General features: G+C 63.2%; 12 protein-coding genes and 3 rRNA genes. 14 read left to right on the forward strand and 1 reads right to left on the reverse strand.

What is annotated here, in order from left to right; genetic code table 11:
* Window positions 1-34 precede the first annotated feature (34 nt).
* From tyrS to xerD, 14 genes are all read left to right on the forward strand, one after another.
* Entirely contained in the window at window positions 35-1348 is a 1314-nt protein-coding gene (tyrS, locus tag ACRB8A_RS07155) for a tyrosine--tRNA ligase (protein ID WP_050685667.1), read from the forward strand.
* A 516-nt stretch (window positions 1349-1864) separates the two neighbouring features.
* Window positions 1865-3390: ribosomal RNA gene (locus ACRB8A_RS07160) — 16S ribosomal RNA — on the forward strand.
* Window positions 3391-3942: 552 nt separating this feature from the next.
* Window positions 3943-7085 (forward strand): 23S ribosomal RNA (locus ACRB8A_RS07165).
* Window positions 7086-7312: 227 nt separating this feature from the next.
* Window positions 7313-7429 (forward strand): 5S ribosomal RNA (gene rrf, locus ACRB8A_RS07170).
* The 16S, 23S and 5S rRNA genes sit together here, the layout of an rRNA operon.
* A gap of 1111 nt (window positions 7430-8540) precedes the next feature.
* Complete coding sequence (locus ACRB8A_RS07175) at window positions 8541-9395, forward strand: hypothetical protein (protein WP_432245901.1); 855 nt, start codon at window positions 8541-8543, stop codon at window positions 9393-9395.
* 68 nt (window positions 9396-9463) lie between these two features.
* Window positions 9464-10384, forward strand: coding sequence for a hypothetical protein (locus ACRB8A_RS07180; RefSeq protein ID WP_285241803.1), 921 nt, complete (start codon window positions 9464-9466; stop codon window positions 10382-10384).
* 5 nt (window positions 10385-10389) lie between these two features.
* Window positions 10390-11379: an HAD-IIA family hydrolase gene (locus tag ACRB8A_RS07185; protein WP_056598689.1), complete on the forward strand. Its 990-nt coding sequence runs from the start codon at window positions 10390-10392 to the stop codon at window positions 11377-11379.
* A 9-nt stretch (window positions 11380-11388) separates the two neighbouring features.
* The gene (locus tag ACRB8A_RS07190; protein ID WP_056598692.1) at window positions 11389-11628 is read left to right on the forward strand and encodes a hypothetical protein; all 240 of its coding nucleotides are present in this window, start codon (window positions 11389-11391) and stop codon (window positions 11626-11628) included.
* Window positions 11628-12443 (forward strand): TlyA family RNA methyltransferase, encoded by an 816-nt coding sequence (locus ACRB8A_RS07195; protein WP_050686049.1) that lies wholly within the window; start codon window positions 11628-11630, stop codon window positions 12441-12443. Before ACRB8A_RS07190 ends, ACRB8A_RS07195 begins: the two co-directional genes overlap by 1 nt.
* Window positions 12444-12456: 13 nt before the next feature.
* Entirely contained in the window at window positions 12457-13479 is a 1023-nt protein-coding gene (locus tag ACRB8A_RS07200) for an NAD kinase (RefSeq protein ID WP_050686050.1), read from the forward strand.
* A gap of 4 nt (window positions 13480-13483) precedes the next feature.
* The gene (gene recN / locus ACRB8A_RS07205; protein WP_432245902.1) at window positions 13484-15223 is read left to right on the forward strand and encodes a DNA repair protein RecN; all 1740 of its coding nucleotides are present in this window, start codon (window positions 13484-13486) and stop codon (window positions 15221-15223) included.
* 113 nt (window positions 15224-15336) lie between these two features.
* A complete protein-coding gene (locus tag ACRB8A_RS07210) occupies window positions 15337-17097 on the forward strand; it encodes a CTP synthase (protein WP_050686053.1) in 1761 nt (586 codons plus the stop codon).
* 25 nt (window positions 17098-17122) lie between these two features.
* Window positions 17123-17785 carry an NUDIX domain-containing protein gene (locus ACRB8A_RS07215; RefSeq protein ID WP_050686055.1) on the forward strand — a complete coding sequence of 221 codons (663 nt, stop codon included), beginning with the start codon at window positions 17123-17125 and terminating at the stop codon, window positions 17783-17785.
* The gene (xerD, locus tag ACRB8A_RS07220) at window positions 17785-18798 is read left to right on the forward strand and encodes a site-specific tyrosine recombinase XerD (RefSeq protein WP_432245903.1); all 1014 of its coding nucleotides are present in this window, start codon (window positions 17785-17787) and stop codon (window positions 18796-18798) included. Before ACRB8A_RS07215 ends, xerD begins: the two co-directional genes overlap by 1 nt.
* A 15-nt stretch (window positions 18799-18813) precedes the next feature.
* Here xerD and ACRB8A_RS07225 read toward each other — a convergent pair whose 3' ends face one another.
* Window positions 18814-19503 carry a hypothetical protein gene (locus ACRB8A_RS07225; protein ID WP_231686072.1) on the reverse strand — a complete coding sequence of 230 codons (690 nt, stop codon included), beginning with the start codon at window positions 19501-19503 and terminating at the stop codon, window positions 18814-18816.
* Window positions 19504-19510 lie beyond the last annotated feature (7 nt).

Below are 19510 nucleotides of genomic sequence, written 5' to 3' on the forward strand. Positions count from 1 at the left end.
CTGGCGGCGCCGCACTCCTGCTAACTTAGAAGGCGTGCCAGAAATCAACAGCCTCGAACTGCAACAGAACGATCCCACTTTTGCCAACGTATGGCAGGAGCTGAAATGGCGTGGCCTGGTCCACGTCTCCACCGATGAAGCAGAGCTGGAGAAGCTCCTCGCCGGTGGGCCGGTCACGTACTATTGCGGCTTTGATCCCACGGCTCCCTCGCTTCACCTGGGCAACCTGGTGCAGCTGCTGGTGATGCGGCGGCTCCAGCTGGCCGGCCACCGGCCGCTGGGCCTGGTTGGCGGGTCCACGGGCCTGATCGGTGATCCCCGTCCCACGGCTGAACGGACCCTGAATACCAAGGACACCGTGGTGGAATGGGTGGGCTACCTGCAGGGCCAGGTCCGCCGTTTCCTAAGCTTCGAGGGGGACAACGCCGCCCGGATGGTCAACAACCTTGACTGGACGGCTCCGCTGAGCGCCATCGACTTCCTGCGTGAGGTGGGCAAGCACTTCCGTGTAGGCACCATGCTGCGCAAGGACGCGGTGGCCTCCCGGCTGAGTTCCGATGAGGGCATCAGCTACACCGAGTTCAGCTACCAGATCCTGCAGGGTATGGACTACCTCCAGCTGTACCGCGACCACGGCTGCGTCCTGCAGACCGGAGGCTCGGACCAATGGGGCAACCTGACCAGCGGCACGGAGCTGATCCGCAAGGTGGAGGGCAAGAGCGTCCACGCCCTGGGTACGCCGTTGATCACCAATTCCGATGGCACCAAGTTCGGCAAGAGCGAGGGCAACGCCATCTGGCTCGATGCCGCGATGTGCAGCCCGTACGCCTTCTACCAGTTCTGGCTTAATACCGCAGATGCTGACGTCGTTGACCGGCTCAAGGTGTTCACCTTCCTGACCCGGGCAGAGATCGACGACGTGGCCACCGCTGTTGCCGAGCGTCCGTTTGCCCGGGAAGGCCAGCGCCGGCTTGCCTTCGAAGTAACGTCGCTGGTTCACGGTGTGGATGCGACCGAAAAGGTCATCGCAGCGTCCGCCGCTTTGTTCGGCAACGGCGACCTTACTGTCCTCGATGAGGTGACCCTTTCTGCCGCCACCGCCGAACTTCCTTCCGCCACGGTGCCGGCAGACGCTTTGGGCATTGTGGATCTTTTGGTGGCGTCGGGTCTTTCCGAGAGCAAATCGGCCGCCCGCCGCACGGTGGGGGAGGGCGGCGCTTATGTGAACAACCAGAAAATGACAGACCCGGATGCTGTTGTCGCCGGCTCGCAGCTGCTGCACGGCAAGTACCTGCTCCTTCGGCGGGGAAAAAAGAACCTCGCCACCGTCCAGGTGGATCCCGCCTAGGGTTCCACGCCCCCGAAAACACCACAGCACGCCCTTCACCAGCCGACTTGCACGGCTGTTGGGGGGCGTGTATTGTTTTCTGAGTCGCCGCCGCTGAGTGGTGACAAACCCCCAACATTGATAAGAAGCAATTCTTAGCCAGGCAGTGCCTGGACCGAAAAGTTGCTTCGATTTTCTGCTGGGCGGATTCATGGAAACAGAGTGAATTCCGGGAAAACAACCGGATTTGCAAAGCGAATATGAATGAAATAAGCTTGAAACATCACGGCGAAGAAATACGGAATAAGAATTCATTCAAATGAATTGTTTCGGGAATATTCGAACGTGTCTGTTGTTTGAGAACTCAATAGTGTGCCATGTTTGTTGATACCAATTTTTTGTATTGAATTGGTTGAATTGGCTGGATGATGCCGCCCCTGTGGTGTTGTCTGGTTTTTACAGCTGGTTTCGAATTTTGTGCAGCCATTTTGTCCCGTGTTTCCGGGGTTGGTGGTTGTGTCTGTTTTTGTTTTTACTTCAACGGAGAGTTTGATCCTGGCTCAGGATGAACGCTGGCGGCGTGCTTAACACATGCAAGTCGAACGATGACCTCCAGCTTGCTGGGGTGATTAGTGGCGAACGGGTGAGTAACACGTGAGTAACCTGCCCTTGACTCTGGGATAAGCCTGGGAAACTGGGTCTAATACCGGATATGACTCCTCATCGCATGGTGGGGGGTGGAAAGCTTTTTGTGGTTTTGGATGGACTCGCGGCCTATCAGCTTGTTGGTGAGGTAATGGCTTACCAAGGCGACGACGGGTAGCCGGCCTGAGAGGGTGACCGGCCACACTGGGACTGAGACACGGCCCAGACTCCTACGGGAGGCAGCAGTGGGGAATATTGCACAATGGGCGCAAGCCTGATGCAGCGACGCCGCGTGAGGGATGACGGCCTTCGGGTTGTAAACCTCTTTCAGTAGGGAAGAAGCGAAAGTGACGGTACCTGCAGAAGAAGCGCCGGCTAACTACGTGCCAGCAGCCGCGGTAATACGTAGGGCGCAAGCGTTATCCGGAATTATTGGGCGTAAAGAGCTCGTAGGCGGTTTGTCGCGTCTGCCGTGAAAGTCCGGGGCTCAACTCCGGATCTGCGGTGGGTACGGGCAGACTAGAGTGATGTAGGGGAGACTGGAATTCCTGGTGTAGCGGTGAAATGCGCAGATATCAGGAGGAACACCGATGGCGAAGGCAGGTCTCTGGGCATTAACTGACGCTGAGGAGCGAAAGCATGGGGAGCGAACAGGATTAGATACCCTGGTAGTCCATGCCGTAAACGTTGGGCACTAGGTGTGGGGGACATTCCACGTTTTCCGCGCCGTAGCTAACGCATTAAGTGCCCCGCCTGGGGAGTACGGCCGCAAGGCTAAAACTCAAAGGAATTGACGGGGGCCCGCACAAGCGGCGGAGCATGCGGATTAATTCGATGCAACGCGAAGAACCTTACCAAGGCTTGACATGGACCAGACCGGACTGGAGACAGTTCTTCCCCTTTGGGGTTGGTTCACAGGTGGTGCATGGTTGTCGTCAGCTCGTGTCGTGAGATGTTGGGTTAAGTCCCGCAACGAGCGCAACCCTCGTTCTATGTTGCCAGCACGTGATGGTGGGGACTCATAGGAGACTGCCGGGGTCAACTCGGAGGAAGGTGGGGACGACGTCAAATCATCATGCCCCTTATGTCTTGGGCTTCACGCATGCTACAATGGCCGGTACAAAGGGTTGCGATACTGTGAGGTGGAGCTAATCCCAAAAAGCCGGTCTCAGTTCGGATTGGGGTCTGCAACTCGACCCCATGAAGTCGGAGTCGCTAGTAATCGCAGATCAGCAACGCTGCGGTGAATACGTTCCCGGGCCTTGTACACACCGCCCGTCAAGTCACGAAAGTTGGTAACACCCGAAGCCGGTGGCCTAACCCCTTGTGGGAGGGAGCTGTCGAAGGTGGGACTGGCGATTGGGACTAAGTCGTAACAAGGTAGCCGTACCGGAAGGTGCGGCTGGATCACCTCCTTTCTAAGGAGCACCTACAGTCCTTCATTCCTCATGTATGTGGTGGGTGGGGGTTGTCAGGAGTAAAGGCCCGTTGCGCAGACGATTGTTCTGCGGCGGGTGCTCAAGGGTGGAATATCAGCAAATAGGTGCCTGGTGGCACGAACCATGGTTTAGTACGGGTTACTCCTTCGGGGGTGGTTCAGGAACGATGATGGTCTGTGGTTGCTGGGTAGTGTATGGCACACTGTTGGGTCCTGAGGCAACAGGACCGGGGTGGTTCCGTGGCTGGTCTTTTTGGCTGGTGCGGGGCTGGTTCGGGTTTGTTTGTTTCTGGTTTCCTGGCTGCACCGAACACACGGTTGCTTTTCCTTTTGGGAGGGTTGTGTGGGGTGTGTGGTTTGGGGTTGTTGTTTGAGAACTACATAGTGGACGCGAGCATCTTTTATAAGAAGCAATTTCCAAGAATATGAACCTGAATCTGGCTGCGCGTGATGGTGTCACCTTTCGGGGTGGTGTTGATCGTGTGGTTGGTTTCTGTGGTTCTCTCGAAAATTAGCGTTTTTGATCTTTTGTGGTCAAGTTTTTAAGAGCACACGGTGGATGCCTTGGCATTAGGAGCCGAAGAAGGACGTAGGAATCTGCGATAAGCCTGGGGGAGTCGATAACCGGACTGTGATCCCAGGGTGTCCGAATGGGGAAACCCCGCCAGGCGCGCGAGTGACCTGGTGACCCGCATCTGAACACATAGGGTGTGTGGGGGGAACGCGGGGAAGTGAAACATCTCAGTACCCGCAGGAAGAGAAAACAATAGTGATTCCGTTAGTAGTGGCGAGCGAACGCGGATCAGGCTAAACCGTTCCATGTGTGATAGCCGGCGGGCGTTGCATGGGCGGGGTTGTGGGACTTTCCATACTGGTTCTGCCGGACCGGTGGGGTGTGATGTGCAGGCATAGGTGAACGGTCTTGAAAGGCCGGCCAGAGAGGGTGTGAGCCCCGTAACCGTAATGTTTTGTGCCGCCTGTGAGAGTATCCCAAGTAGCACGGGGCCCGAGAAATCCCGTGTGAATCTGTCAGGACCACCTGATAAGCCTAAATACTCCCTAATGACCGATAGCGGACCAGTACCGTGAGGGAAAGGTGAAAAGTACCCCGGGAGGGGAGTGAAACAGTACCTGAAACCGTGTGCTTACAATCCGTCGGAGCAACCGCACCTTGTGTGCATAGTAGTTGTGACGGCGTGCCTTTTGAAGAATGAGCCTGCGAGTTAGTGTTACGTCGCGAGGTTAACCCGTGTGGGGAAGCCGTAGCGAAAGCGAGTCTGAATAGGGCGTTGCAGTGGCGTGATCTAGACCCGAAGCGAAGTGATCTACCCATGGCCAGGTTGAAGCGACGGTAAGACGTCGTGGAGGACCGAACCCACTTCAGTTGAAAATGGAGGGGATGAGCTGTGGGTAGGGGTGAAAGGCCAATCAAACTTCGTGATAGCTGGTTCTCCCCGAAATGCATTTAGGTGCAGCGTTGCGTGTTTCTTGCTGGAGGTAGAGCTACTGGATGGCTAATGGGCCCTACAAGGTTACTGACGTCAGCCAAACTCCGAATGCCGGTAAGTGAGAGCGCAGCAGTGAGACTGTGGGGGATAAGCTTCATAGTCGAGAGGGAAACAGCCCAGACCACCAACTAAGGCCCCTAAGCGTGTGCTAAGTGGGAAAGGATGTGGAGTTGCGAAGACAACCAGGAGGTTGGCTTAGAAGCAGCCATCCTTAAAAGAGTGCGTAATAGCTCACTGGTCAAGTGATTCCGCGCCGACAATGTAGCGGGGCTCAAGTACACCGCCGAAGTTGTGGCATTCAAATATTAGCTAAGCCCTTGTGGTTCAGGCGTTTGGATGGGTAGGGGAGCGTCGTGTGGGCAGTGAAGTCGCGGTGTAAACCAGCGGTGGAGCCTACACGAGTGAGAATGCAGGCATGAGTAGCGAAAGACGGGTGAGAAACCCGTCCGCCGAATGATCAAGGGTTCCAGGGTCAAGCTAATCTGCCCTGGGTAAGTCGGGACCTAAGGCGAGGCCGACAGGCGTAGTCGATGGACAACGGGTTGATATTCCCGTACCGGCGAAAAACCGTCCATGTTGAACAGGGGATACTAACCGCCCGAGACCTGACCGCCCGCCCTTGTGGTGACGTGGTTTTTGGTGGAGCGCGGGACCTGATCCTGGGAGGCAAGCGTATTAACAGGTGTGACGCAGGAAGGTAGCCAAGCCGGGCGATGGTTGTCCCGGTCTAAGGATGTAGGGCGAATGGTAGGCAAATCCGCTGTTCATGATGCCTGAGATCTGATGGGACCCCCTTTAGTGGGGGGATTTGGTGATCCTATGCTGCCGAGAAAAGCATCGACGCGAGGTTTTAGCCGCCCGTACCCCAAACCGACACAGGTGATCAGGTAGAGAATACTAAGGCGATCGAGAGAATTATGGTTAAGGAACTCGGCAAAATGCCCCCGTAACTTCGGGAGAAGGGGGGCCCCAACCTTGAACACCACACGCTGGTGGGAGGGGATCGGGGCCGCAGAGACCAGGGGGAAGCGACTGTTTACTAAAAACACAGGTCCGTGCGAAGTCGCAAGACGATGTATACGGACTGACTCCTGCCCGGTGCTGGAAGGTTAAGAGGACCGGTTAGCCGCAAGGCGAAGCTGAGAATTTAAGCCCCAGTAAACGGCGGTGGTAACTATAACCATCCTAAGGTAGCGAAATTCCTTGTCGGGTAAGTTCCGACCTGCACGAATGGAGTAACGACTTCCCCGCTGTCTCAACCATAAACTCGGCGAAATTGCAGTACGAGTAAAGATGCTCGTTACGCGCAGCAGGACGGAAAGACCCCGAGACCTTTACTATAGTTTGGTATTGGTGTTCGGAGTGGCTTGTGTAGGATAGGTGGGAGACGTTGAAACCCGGACGCCAGTTCGGGTGGAGTCATCGTTGAAATACCACTCTGGTCACTTTGGACATCTAACTTCGGCCCGTAATCCGGGTCAGGGACAGTGCCTGATGGGTAGTTTAACTGGGGCGGTTGCCTCCTAAAAAGTAACGGAGGCGCCCAAAGGTTCCCTCAGCCTGGTTGGCAATCAGGTGTCGAGTGTAAGTGCACAAGGGAGCTTGACTGTGAGAGAGACATCTCGAGCAGGGACGAAAGTCGGGACTAGTGATCCGGCGGTACATTGTGGAATGGCCGTCGCTCAACGGATAAAAGGTACCTCGGGGATAACAGGCTGATCTTGCCCAAGAGTCCATATCGACGGCATGGTTTGGCACCTCGATGTCGGCTCGTCGCATCCTGGGGCTGGAGTAGGTCCCAAGGGTTGGGCTGTTCGCCCATTAAAGCGGTACGCGAGCTGGGTTTAGAACGTCGTGAGACAGTTCGGTCCCTATCCGCTGCGCGCGCAGGAAATTTGAGAAGGGCTGTCCTTAGTACGAGAGGACCGGGACGGACGAACCTCTGGTGTGTCAGTTGTACTGCCAAGTGCACCGCTGATTAGCTACGTTCGGATGGGATAACCGCTGAAAGCATCTAAGCGGGAAGCTCGCTTCGAGATGAGATTTCCATACACCTTGTGTGTGAGAGGCCCCCAGCCAGACCACTGGGTTGATAGGCCGGATGTGGAAGCGAGGACTAACGACTCGTGAAGCTGACCGGTACTAATAGGCCGATAACTTACACCACACACCACCCCCGCAACCTTCCCTTCAAAAGGGGTTGCACCCGTGGGGTGGTAAAAAGAAACAAGACTGCTTGCGTCCACTATGTGGTTCCCAAACAACAAAACCTGTTGTCGGGAATCAACAACTACATAACAACACCACACCTGCCCCACCACGGGCAGGACGAACAATGTTGTAACCACAGATTTCCCACCCCCGGGCAACACCCCAGGGGACGGGTAGAAGGGTTACGGCGGTCATAGCGTGGGGGAAACGCCCGGTCCCATCCCGAACCCGGAAGCTAAGACCCACAGCGCCGATGGTACTGCACCCGGGAGGGTGTGGGAGAGTAGGACGCCGCCGGAACAAACATTCCGGTCGAGGCCCCAACCAGCACCTGGTTGGGGCCTCCCACATTTAACAACCAAACACCCCCACCCCGGTGCCGCCGCCACCAGGCACCCCACCCACCGCCCCCCCCGGGTTGTTCTATCAGATACGGTCCCCAAACCCCCCGAATAACAACCACAACCGATAGCGTAAATCGGTGAACTACCCGGCACTAATGGCCGGCGACGCTGCAGGGCATCGTTTTGTCTGGTGGCCCTCCCTCCTCCAGGAACACCGGGAAACTGTTCTCACGGACTACCTTCGTTTCGGTCGGCGAAGAAGCCGGCATCTTGAGGTCCCTGGGAGCGTGTGGAGAACAGCTGCCGCCCTGTTGCCTGGCGCAAGGTCCTTGGCCGGTACCTTTCCATCGGCCAGTGGTCCGAATTGTTTTGGCACTGTCATAGCAGCAGCCGGTGTTGTGGACGCGGCCGACACGTGGATGGTCCAGGAACCGTTTGAGAAGTGGCTCGCTATGGTGGCTGTACCCGGCGGAAATGACAGCAATGCGGGTACGGTCCTCGTCTGCGTTCACCTACAGGCCTGGCCCAGCATGTTGCCATCACTGTGGGCGGCGGATATGCGCTGCATAAGCCCTCGCAAGGCTGGATGAGCCCAAGGAAGGTGCTGACCAGCCGCGAAGTCATCGCCAGTGCACGTCAATCCGGGCGGCGGCTCAGCCGGTACACGCTGGTGGGAGCGGTCTGATGCCATGATCAGGGTACGCCGGTGTATTGGGGGTTGATGTGAACATGGCCACGATCCCCGCCGGATTATGCTGCCGCGTGCCTGCGATTAGGACGGCTCGCCTAGAATTGATGAAGATGTACGGACTTGGAAGCGCTTGATTTCGGGTTGCGTAGTAAACGAAACACGCATATGAGCCACTGCAGTTGCGCCAGCGGTCGGCTCTCAACAGGAGGAATCCACATGGCCGAGAACAACGGCGGCAACCGCGGGAACGACCGGGGCTCATTCCGGGGAAACAACAACTCCGGCGGGGATCCCCGCGGCTTCAGGGGACGGGAAAACCGGGACAACAACGATCCTGCAAAGCGCCCAGCCGGCAACGGTGAGCGTAAGCCCTTCGGTGACCGCGACCGTAAGCCTTTTGGTGACCGTCCCCGCCGTGACGGTGAAGACCGTGGCTTTGGTGGCGGGGAGCGGAAGCCTTATGGTGACCGTTCTGCTGCCGGTGGTGGAGCCGGGCGCGGCTTCGGTGGTGGCGACCGTGAGCGTAAGCCTTATGGTGACCGGCCTGCTGCTGGTGGTGGTGCGGGCCGTGGTTTCGGTGGTGGCGACCGTGAGCGTAAGCCTTATGGTGATCGTCCCGCAGGCGACCGTGGGTTTGGCGGTGGCGGGGACCGTGAGCGTAAGCCTTATGGTGACCGGCCTGCTGCTGGTGGTGCGGGCCGTGGTTTCGGTGGTGGCGACCGTGAGCGTAAGCCTTATGGTGATCGTCCCGCAGGCGACCGTGGGTTTGGCGGTGGCGGGGACCGTGAGCGTAAGCCTTATGGTGACCGGCCTGCTGCTGCTGGTGGTGGTGCGGGCCGTGGTTTCGGTGGTGGCGACCGTGATCGCAAGCCGTATGGTGACCGTCCTTCGGGCGACCGCGAAAACCGTGGTTTCGGTGGTGGCGACCGTGACCGTAAGCCCTACGGCGACCGTCCCTCGGGCGACCGCGACAACCGTGGTTTTGGTGACCGTCCCCGGCGCGAAGGCGACGGCGAACGCCGCAGCTTCGGCGGCGGCGACAACCGCAGGCCCTACGGCGACCGCCAGGAACGCGCCCCCCGCAGCTTTGACCGCGGTGGCGATTCCGGCCCGCGCAACTTCGGCCGCGACCGTGAAGAAGACCGGCCCGTTCGTGTTCCGAACGCACGCGACCTCCGCAGCGCCAACCGTCCCGACCGCGAACGTTCACCGCAGATCGACGACGACGTAACCGGCAAGGAACTCGACCGCGCCACGCAGCACCAGATCAAGACCCTGGAACCCAAGAGTGCCGAATGGGTGGCCCGCCACCTGGTGATGGCCGGCCGGCTGATTGACGACGAACCCGAGCTGTCCTTCCAGCACGCCCTGGCAGCGAGCCGCCGCGGCGGCCGCCTGGCAGCAGTCCGCGAAGCCGTGGGCCTCACCGCCTACGCCGCCGGCCATTACGGCGAAGCCCTCCGCGAGTTCCGTACGTACCGGCGCATCAGCGGTTCCAACGTGCACCTGCCCGTTATGGCCGACTGTGAACGTGGCCTGGGCCGTCCGGACCGGGCACTCGACGTGGTCCGTTCCGAAGAAGCACAGGACCTGGATGCGCCCGGCAAGGTGGAGCTGGCCATCGTGGCCTCCGGCGCACGCACCGACCTGAAGCAACTCGACGCCGCCGTTTCCGAGCTGGAAATCGTCCAGCTCGATATCAACCGCGCCTTCTCTTACAGCCCGCGCCTCTTCCGCGCCTACGCCGACGCCTTGGCAGCCGTGGGCCGGACAGATGAGGCCGCAAAGTGGAACAAGCAGGCCGTGGTCGCGGAAAACGCGCTGGGCCAGGGTGTTGACGAAGAACCCGACATCATCGACCTTGGCTGGGACGAGGAAGAGGAAGCCCGCGAGGAAGCCGAACGCCGCCGCCTGCTGGAACGTACCTCCGCGGAAGCGCCGCAGGCAGGCTCGGCACCTTCGGCTGGCGCCGTATCGGCAGAGGCCCTGTCCGGAGCTGGGGTGTCCGGCTCCACCGAAGCGGCCCACGAGGACGCGCAGGACGCCGCGATTGAGGACCAAGAGGCCGACTATTTCGCCTCCGACGACGCCGAATCGGATCTGGACTCCGTTGAGCAGGACGATCAGGAGCAGGGCGTCGAGGACCCGGACGACGCCGACAGCGGCGACCAGCCTGCAGACGCCGGTTCGCTGGCGGACCAGGACCGCCGGGAAGACTGACGCGGATGGCTGACGTAACCCTGATTTCCCGGTTTGATGCGCTCCTGGCGGACCTGGACGGCGTTGTCTACGCCGGCCCGGCCGCCATCCCCGGCGCCATCGAGTCGCTGCAACAGCTTGCGGGTGTGGGGGTGGGACTGGGTTATGTGACCAACAACGCATCCCGGTCCCCGGCGCAGGTGGCAGCCCACTTGCGCGATCTCGGCGCACCCGCCGCTGATGAGCAGGTGGTCAGCTCGTCCCAGGCGGCAGCGGACCTCTTGGCGTCGCTGCTGCCCGCCGGCGCCAAGGTCCTGGTGACCGGCAGCGCCGCGCTGGCCCACGAACTGGAACTCGTGAACCTGGTTCCCGTCTCCTCGCAGGACGAGGATCCGGTGGCGGTGGTGCAGGGCTTCGACCCCGGGCTCGGCTGGAAGGACCTTGCGGAGGCTACCTTCGTTGTCAACGCCGGTGCGCTGTGGGTGGCCACCAACACTGACATGTCCATCCCGCAGGCCCGAGGCATCGCCCCGGGCAACGGCACCCTGGTGGCAGCTGTCGCGGCGGCCACCGGCCAGAAACCGCGGGTTGCCGGCAAACCCGAAGCGCCGCTCTTCCACTCCGCCGCCAAACGGCTGGGCGCCGAGCGTCCCCTGGTGGTGGGCGACCGGCTCGACACCGACATCCTGGGCGGCAACAACGCCGGCTTCGCCACCGTGGCGGTCCTTACCGGCGTGGATACCCGCGAAACCATACTCGCCGCCAGGGCCGCGGAGCGCCCCACCTACATCATCGGCAGCCTGCCGGAATTGTTCCAGCCCTACCCGGACGTGACGCACGACGACGGCACCTACACCTGCGGCGCAGCCTCGGCCCGGGTGGCCAACGGCGCAGTCGGGGTCATCGGCAGCCCCGACAGCCTGGACGCCTGGCGCGCTGCGTGCGCCGCCTGGTGGGCTGCAACGCCCGACGCGGCCTCGGCCCAGGCGCCGCAGCTGGCCTGGCTCAATCACTAGACTGGTGGAATGACTGAGCTGAGCGCATCCGAGCATTCCGATCCAGTCCAGCCGTCACCGGACTGGCCGGAGGCGGCGGGCCCCGCAATCTCCGATCCGCGGGTGGCTGCGGTGCTGGCCAGGCTGGCAGAGCTCCCCGGGCAGCCCGTTGATACGCACGAAGAGGCGTACGCCGGGCTGCATGACGGGCTTCTGGCCGCGCTTAATGAAGAGCCGGCCGGCGCCGGATCCGCGGACGGCAACGCCTGATGCCGGTCCGTCTTGACCAGGCCCTCGTTGCCAGGGGCCTGGCACGGTCCCGTACGCACGCCGCAGCCCTGATCGCCGAAGGTAAAGTCAGCTCCGCCGGCCAGGTCCTCGCCAAGGCGTCCCTCCAGGTGGACGATGAGCGCGAACTCGCCGTCGAACACGACGCCCAGGACACCTATGCCAGCCGGGCCGGGCATAAGCTCGCCGGCGCGCTGGACGCCTTCCCGGACATTGCCGTGGCGGGCAAAAGGTGCCTCGACGCCGGCGCCTCCACGGGCGGCTTCACTGATGTCCTGCTGCGGCGCGGCGCCGCGCACGTGGTGGCTGTCGACGTCGGACACGGCCAGCTGGTGCCCCGGATCCGGAACGATCCGCGCGTGGAAGTCCATGAAGGCCTCAACGTCAGGTACATGGCAGCGGACGCGATCGGCGGCGCCGTGGCCCTGACAGTGGCGGACCTGTCCTTCATCTCCCTGACCCTGGTGGCGCTGCCGCTGGCGCTGGCCACGGAACCGGGCGGGGACCTGGTGCTGATGGTTAAGCCGCAGTTCGAGATCGGCAAGGACCGCCTGGGCCGCAACGGGGTGGTGACCTCCGAGCGGGAACGCCGGATGGCGGTGGAAAAGGTTGCCAACGCAGCGCTCGACGCCGGCACCGACCTTCGGGGCCTGGCAGCCAGTCCGTTGCCCGGCCAGGACGGAAACGTCGAATACTTCCTGTGGATAAAACGCAGGATGACCCAAGACCTGCCTAAGATCGAAGAGCGGGAGGCAGCCATCGCTGCCTTGCTCGGACGTATCTGGCCGAACCACTAGAGAGCGGAACCTGATGAGCAGGCGTGTCCTTGTCCTTGCCCACACCGGCCGCGAGGAATCACTGAAGGCTGCCTGGGAGGCCTGTGCCCTCCTGCACGCCTCCGGGATGGTTCCGGTGATGCAGGACTCCGAACTGGCTGACATGGAGCGGTTCTTCGGCCACCTGGCCCAGCCTGTGGAGGTGCTGCACAACCAAGTGCAACTCCCGGACGTTGAACTGGTGATGGTCCTGGGTGGGGACGGCACCATCCTGCGCGCTGCTGAACTGGTCCGCGAAGTTGATGTCCCCCTGCTCGGTGTCAACCTGGGGCACGTCGGATTCCTCGCCGAGAGCGAGCGGGCGGACCTCGCCCAGACCGTGCAGTGGATTGCCAGCCGTGAATACACGGTGGAAGAGCGGATGACCATCGACGTGCAGGTGTGGGTCAAGGGCCAGAAGATCTGGCACACCTGGGCCCTGAACGAGGCCGCCATCGAAAAAGCGAACCGGGAACGGATGCTCGAAGTGGTCACAGAAGTGGACGAACGCCCGCTCACGTCCTTTGGTTGCGACGGCATCGTTGTGGCCACACCCACGGGATCCACCGCCTATGCCTTCTCCGCCGGCGGACCCGTGGTGTGGCCGGAGGTGGAGGCCCTGGTTATTGTCCCCATCAGCGCCCACGCCCTGTTCGCCAAACCCCTGGTGGTCTCGCCGCGGTCCCGGCTCGCCGTGGAAATCCTCAGCCGGACGGACGCCCAGGGCGTGCTGTGGTGCGACGGCCGGCGGTCCGTGGACCTGCCTCCCGGAGCACGCGTGGAAGTCACCAAATCCACCACCCCCGTGCGGCTGGCCCGCACCCACCAGACCCCGTTCTCCGCCCGGCTGGTCCGCAAGTTCGAACTGCCCATCCACGGCTGGCGCGGCCCCGTGCCCAAGGCCGAGTCGGTCCACACCGGCCCCATCCCGATCGTCCGGACGCCGAGGGTCATGCCCCCGCTGCCCGTGCCGCCGGACCACGAGGCCGCCCCCACCGATCCACCGACTGCAAAGTGACACCATGCTTGAAGAACTGAGAATCCGCGATCTGGGCGTCATCACCGACGCAACGCTGCCGCTGGGGCCGGGACTGAGCGTTGTCACCGGCGAAACCGGTGCCGGTAAAACCATGGTGGTGACCGCCGTCGGGCTCCTGCTGGGCGCCCGCGCCGACGCCGGCGCAGTCCGCAGCGGTGCCAAAAGTGCCACCGCCGAAGCCGTCCTGAAGCTCGACGCCGGCCACCCCGCCGTCGCCCGCGCCGTGGAAGCCGGTGCGGACGTTGAGGAGTTCGACGGCGGCGCTGAACTGATCCTGGCCCGCAGGCTGGGTGCGGACGGCCGCAGCCGTGCGTTCCTGGGCGGCCGGGCGGCCCCGGTGGGCGTCCTCGCCGAGATCGGCGAAACGCTGGTGGTGGTCCACGGCCAATCGGACCAGATCAGGCTCAAGGGCGCCACCGCGCAACGCGGGGCGCTGGACAAGTTCGCGGGGGACACCCTTGCCGCGCCGCTGGCCGCCTACCAGGACCTCTTCGCGCACTGGAAGTCCAGCCAGGCGGAACTGGACGCCCTGCGCAATGCCGCCCGCGACCGGCTCCGCGAGGCGGAGTCCCTGCAGGTGGCCCTGGCCGAGATCGACGAAGTTGATCCGCAGCCGGGGGAGGACGAGTCGCTTAAGGCCGAGGCTGTAAAGCTTGCCAACGTGGAGGAACTCCGGATTGCCGCGAGCACCGCCCACCAGGCGCTTATCGCCGAAGATTTCGGCGACGCCGGTGACGCCACTACCCTGGTGGACGCTGCCAAACGGACCCTGGAACATGTGGCGGAGCACGACGCCGAGCTCGGCCAGGCCGCGGCCCGGCTGGCCGAGGTGGGTTTCCTGCTCAACGACATCGCCACCGACCTGGCCAGTTACCAGGCCGGTCTGGACACTGAAGGCCCGGAGCGGCTCGCCGAAATCGAGGAACGGCGGGCGGCGCTGGCGAAACTCGTCCGCAAATACGCGCCCACCATCGATGAGGTGCTCGGGTGGGCCGACCGCTCACGGGTGCGCTTCGACGAACTCCAGGACGACTCCACCCGCATCGAAACACTCGAGGCCGATGTTGCCCGCGCCGAGGCGGAACTGAAGAAACTGGCAACAGGCATCACTAAGATCCGCACCAAGGCGGCCAAGGACCTATCGTCCCGGGTCAGCGCGGAGCTCAAGGCCCTGGCCATGGCTGATGCCACCCTGGTGATCACGCTGGAGCCGGCCGCCATGCACGGCCCCCATGGCGCGGACGAGATCGCCTTCCTGCTGCAGCCGCATTCCGGCGCCCCCGCCAGGCCCTTGGGCAAGGGTGCGTCCGGCGGTGAACTGTCTCGTGTGATGCTCGCCATCGAAGTGGTGCTCGCCGCAGTGGACCCCGTCCCCACGTTTGTGTTTGATGAGGTTGATGCCGGCGTCGGCGGCCGGGCGGCTGTGGAGATCGGCCGCCGGCTGGCCATGCTGGCCCGGCACGTCCAGGTCCTGGTGGTCACCCACCTGCCGCAGGTGGCAGCTTTCGCCGACCAGCACATCACGGTCACCAAAACCTCCGTCAGGGGAGCCGACGGCGGCACGGCCACCGGCTTCACGTCCAGTGATGTGCGACTCCTCGACGGCCCCGAACGGGTCCGCGAACTTGCCCGCATGCTGGCCGGGCAAGAGGATTCCGAGTCCGCCCGCGCGCATGCCCAGGAACTGCTGGATGACGCAAAACTCCTGCCGCAGCGGGCCTGATGGCTGCAGTCCGGAAATAATTGCAGAGGTCCACGCCTTGAACATCCGCCACGGTGGGACGCACACTTGAACGTTTGGGACAGCCGGTGCCCGACCCGTGGAAGGCTCAATTGATGATAGGCTCGAATTCCGTGGTGCAGCGATCAAATTCCCGTGTAAATTCCCGGTTCCCGGGTTCATCCAAGACGACCAAACACATCTTCGTAACCGGTGGTGTGGCGTCCTCGCTCGGTAAGGGACTCACGGCTTCCAGCCTTGGTCACCTCCTGCGGGCCCGCGGCCTGTCTGTAACTATGCAGAAGCTCGATCCCTATCTGAATGTGGATCCGGGCACCATGAATCCCTTCCAGCACGGCGAAGTCTTCGTGACCGACGACGGCGCCGAGACGGACCTGGATATCGGGCACTACGAGCGTTTCCTCGACGAGAACCTCGAAGGCTCCGCGAACGTGACCACCGGCCAGGTGTACTCCACGGTGATCGCCAAGGAGCGCCGCGGCGAATACCTCGGCGACACCGTCCAGGTCATCCCGCACATCACCGATGAGATCAAGCGCCGGATGCGCCTGCCCGCGGAAGGCAAAAACGCCCCGGACGTCATCATCACCGAAATCGGCGGCACGGTGGGGGACATCGAATCCCAGCCGTTCCTCGAATCCGCACGCCAGGTCCGCCAGGACATCGGCCGCGGCAACGTCTTTTTCCTGCACGTGTCCCTGGTCCCGTACATCGGCCCCTCCCAGGAACTGAAGACCAAGCCAACGCAGCACTCCGTGGCCGCCCTGCGCTCCATCGGCATCCAGCCCGAAGCGATCGTCATCCGCTCGGACCGCGAAGTTCCGGACGCCATGCGCGAGAAGATCGGCCGCATGTGCGATGTGGACATCGACGCCGTGGTCAACGCCGCCGATGCGCCCAGCATCTACGACATCCCCAAGACCCTGCACACCCAGGGCCTGGACTCCTACATCGTGCGTGCCCTGGACCTCCCGTTCAAGGACGTCGACTGGACCAGCTGGGACAAGCTCCTCGAAGCAGTCCACAACCCCAAGCACCACGTCGAAATTGCCCTGGTGGGCAAGTACATCGACCTCCCGGACGCCTACCTGTCCGTGACCGAGGCACTGCGGGCCGGCGGCTTCGCCAACGACACCAAGGTCCAGATCCGCTGGGTTCCCTCCGACGAATGCGAAACGCACGAAGGTGCCGTCGCAGCACTCAAGGGTGTTGACGCCATCTGCGTTCCCGGCGGCTTCGGCATCCGCGGGCTGGAAGGCAAGCTGGGCGCCCTGAAGTTCGCCCGCGAAACCCGCCTGCCCGTCCTGGGCCTGTGCCTGGGCCTGCAGTGCATGGTCATCGAGTATGCCCGGAACGTGGTGGGCCTGGAAGGCGCGTCCTCGTCCGAGTTCGAGCCGGACTCCAAGTACCCGGTCATTGCCACCATGGCAGAGCAGCTGGAATTCGTTGAAGGCGGCGGCGACCTCGGCGGCACCATGCGCCTGGGCCTCTACGAAGCCAAGCTCGACGCCGGTTCGGTCATCGCCGAAACCTACGGCAAGACCACCGTCAGCGAACGGCACCGCCACCGCTACGAGGTCAACAACAAGTACCGCGACCAGATCGCCGCCGAAGGACTGGTCTTCTCCGGCACGTCCCCGGACGGCAAGCTGGTGGAGTACGTGGAGCTGCCCGCGGATGTCCACCCCTACTACGTGGCCACGCAGGCGCACCCCGAGCTGAGCTCGCGCCCCACCCGGCCGCACCCGCTGTTCGCCGGCCTGGTCAAGGCCGCCCTGGCCCACCAGAACGGCACCGACACGGTAACCGCCGGCGCCTCGAAGGCCAAGCAGTCCGGTACGGTAGCCGCTAAGTAGTCCACAACGGAAAAGAGACGGCGCGATGCCCGGTACACCTGAAACCACCCCTGCCAGCAGGCAGGTTTCGGATGCACCGAGCCCGCGCCGTCTTTTGTCCACGGAGCAGGTCTACAAAGGCCGGATCTGGGACGTGGTCAGTGACACGTTCACGCTCCAGGACGCCGGAGCGCCCCTGACCCGCGACTACATCGACCACCCCGGCGCCGTGGCCGTCCTGCCCATGAACGCGGACGGCCAGATCCTCCTGCTCCGGCAATACCGGCACCCCGTAGGCATGGACCTTTGGGAAATCCCGGCCGGCCTCCTCGACATTGAGGGCGAGGACTTCGTGGTGGGCGCTGCCCGGGAACTGGCCGAAGAGGCCGACATTGCCGCCGGTACCTGGAACGTCCTGACCGACTTCTTCAACTCCCCGGGCTCCTCCAGCGAAGCCATCAGGATCTACCTTGCCCGGGACCTGACGGAGATCCCGCACCACGAACGGCATGAGCGCACGGACGAGGAAGCGGAAATCGAATTCCACTGGATCAGCCTTGATGAGGCCGTGGCGTCCGTCCTGGCCGGCCGGCTGCACAACCCGTCCGCCGTCGTCGGCATCCTGGCCGCCGCCGCTGCCCGGGCCAACGGATACGCTGACCTGCGGCCGGCGGACGCTCCCTGGCCGGCGCACCCCAGCCAGCGCTGATGGTCCCCGGCCCCTCGGCAGAGGCGATCCCGGCGGAAGCACCGGCACCGCAGGCACCGGCACCCCCTGCGCCGCCGCCGTCGGCCGTTGACCGGGGGATCACTGACTACCTCCAGCACATGGGCGTCGAACGCGGCCTGGCCGCCAATACCCTCGCCGCATACCGCCGCGACCTGTCCCGGTATGCCCGGTACCTGATGGCCGCTGGCCGCAACCAGCCGGCGGACATCACCCGGCACGATGTCACAGGATTCGTCCGTGCCCTCTCGGAAGGATCCGACGGCGGCTCAGCGCTGGGGGTGCGCTCCGCCGCCCGGACAGTCGTGGCCGTCCGCGGGCTGCACAAGTTCTGGGCCCTGGAGGGCTACACCACCGCCGACCCCGCCAGCGAAGTCCACCCGCCCATGCCGGGCAAGCGCCTGCCCAAAGCCATCAGTGTTGACGAGGTGACCCGGATCCTCGAGGCTGCCGGAACCGACACGGCGGCGGGGCTCCGGGACCGGGCGCTGCTGGAATTCCTGTACTCCACCGGTGCCCGGATCAGCGAGGCCGTGGGCCTGGACGTTGATGACATTTCCCTGGCTGGCCCGGACGAAGGCCCGGCGGTGGTTCGGCTGTTCGGCAAGGGATCCAAGGAACGGCTCGTGCCGCTGGGATCCTATGGCGCCCGGGCCGTTGACGCGTACTTGGTGCGTGGCCGCCCGCTGCTGGCCGCCAAGGGCAAAGGCACACCCGCGCTTTTCCTGAACGCCCGGGGCGGCCGGATCAGCCGGCAGAGCGCCTGGACCATCCTGAAGGCCGCCGCCGAAAAAGCCAACATCACCCGTGACGTCTCGCCGCACACGCTCCGGCACTCGTTCGCCACCCACCTGCTCGAGGGCGGCGCAGATGTCCGTGTGGTCCAGGAACTGCTGGGGCACGCCTCGGTGACCACCACCCAGGTGTACACCCTGGTCACGGCGGACACCCTGCGGGAAATCTACGCTGCAGCGCACCCCCGGGCCCTGGGCTAGGACCCCGGCGCCGGCCTAAAGCACCGCTTCGATGGTCAACTCCACGGCGCCAAGCAGGAACGCGAGCACGGAGGATCCCATGGCAGCCACCAGCATCAGGCCCGGATGCGCCAGCCCGATCACCACGCGGCGCAGCCGCGGCCGGCCCCGCAGGAACGACTTTGGCACCCTCGACAGGACGGGGAACTGCCGCCAGCCGCGAAGCCGGCGCAGGAACCAGGCGCAGCGCGCCACAAAGGCCAGCCACAGGAGCGAGACCACCAAAGGGACCATGGCGGCCATCAGGTTCAGCCCCAGCGCCGTCACCTCCCGTTCTGAATCTCCCGCCAGCGCCTGGATGGTGGTGGAGATCGAAGCGCTGAGCACCACCGAGACCGCCCAGACCATAAACGCCGCCACCAGTGCCAGGAACCTCACAAAAAAGAGCCCCAGCACCGACTCCCGGACCGGTTTCACTTCGGTCCGCGGCGTGACATGCAGGACCGTCAGCGTGCACACCAGCGTGGGCAGGGCAGCCATGCCCACCAGCAGGTACCAGGTCCAGCCGGCCAGGTCCACAAATTCGTCGACGGCGATCAGCGCAGTCCAGAACCCGGCCCAGGCCCAGCCCCAGTGCAGCGGGTTGCGGACCAGCCAGGCGGGCAACCGCGCGTCGATCGTTGAGCTGCGGGCAGGCCGGAGCGCGTGGGCTGATTCTGGAGTCACAGGTAGA

It is taken from the genome of Arthrobacter sp. G.S.26 (assembly GCF_050847375.1).
Lineage (GTDB): Bacteria > Actinomycetota > Actinomycetes > Actinomycetales > Micrococcaceae > Arthrobacter.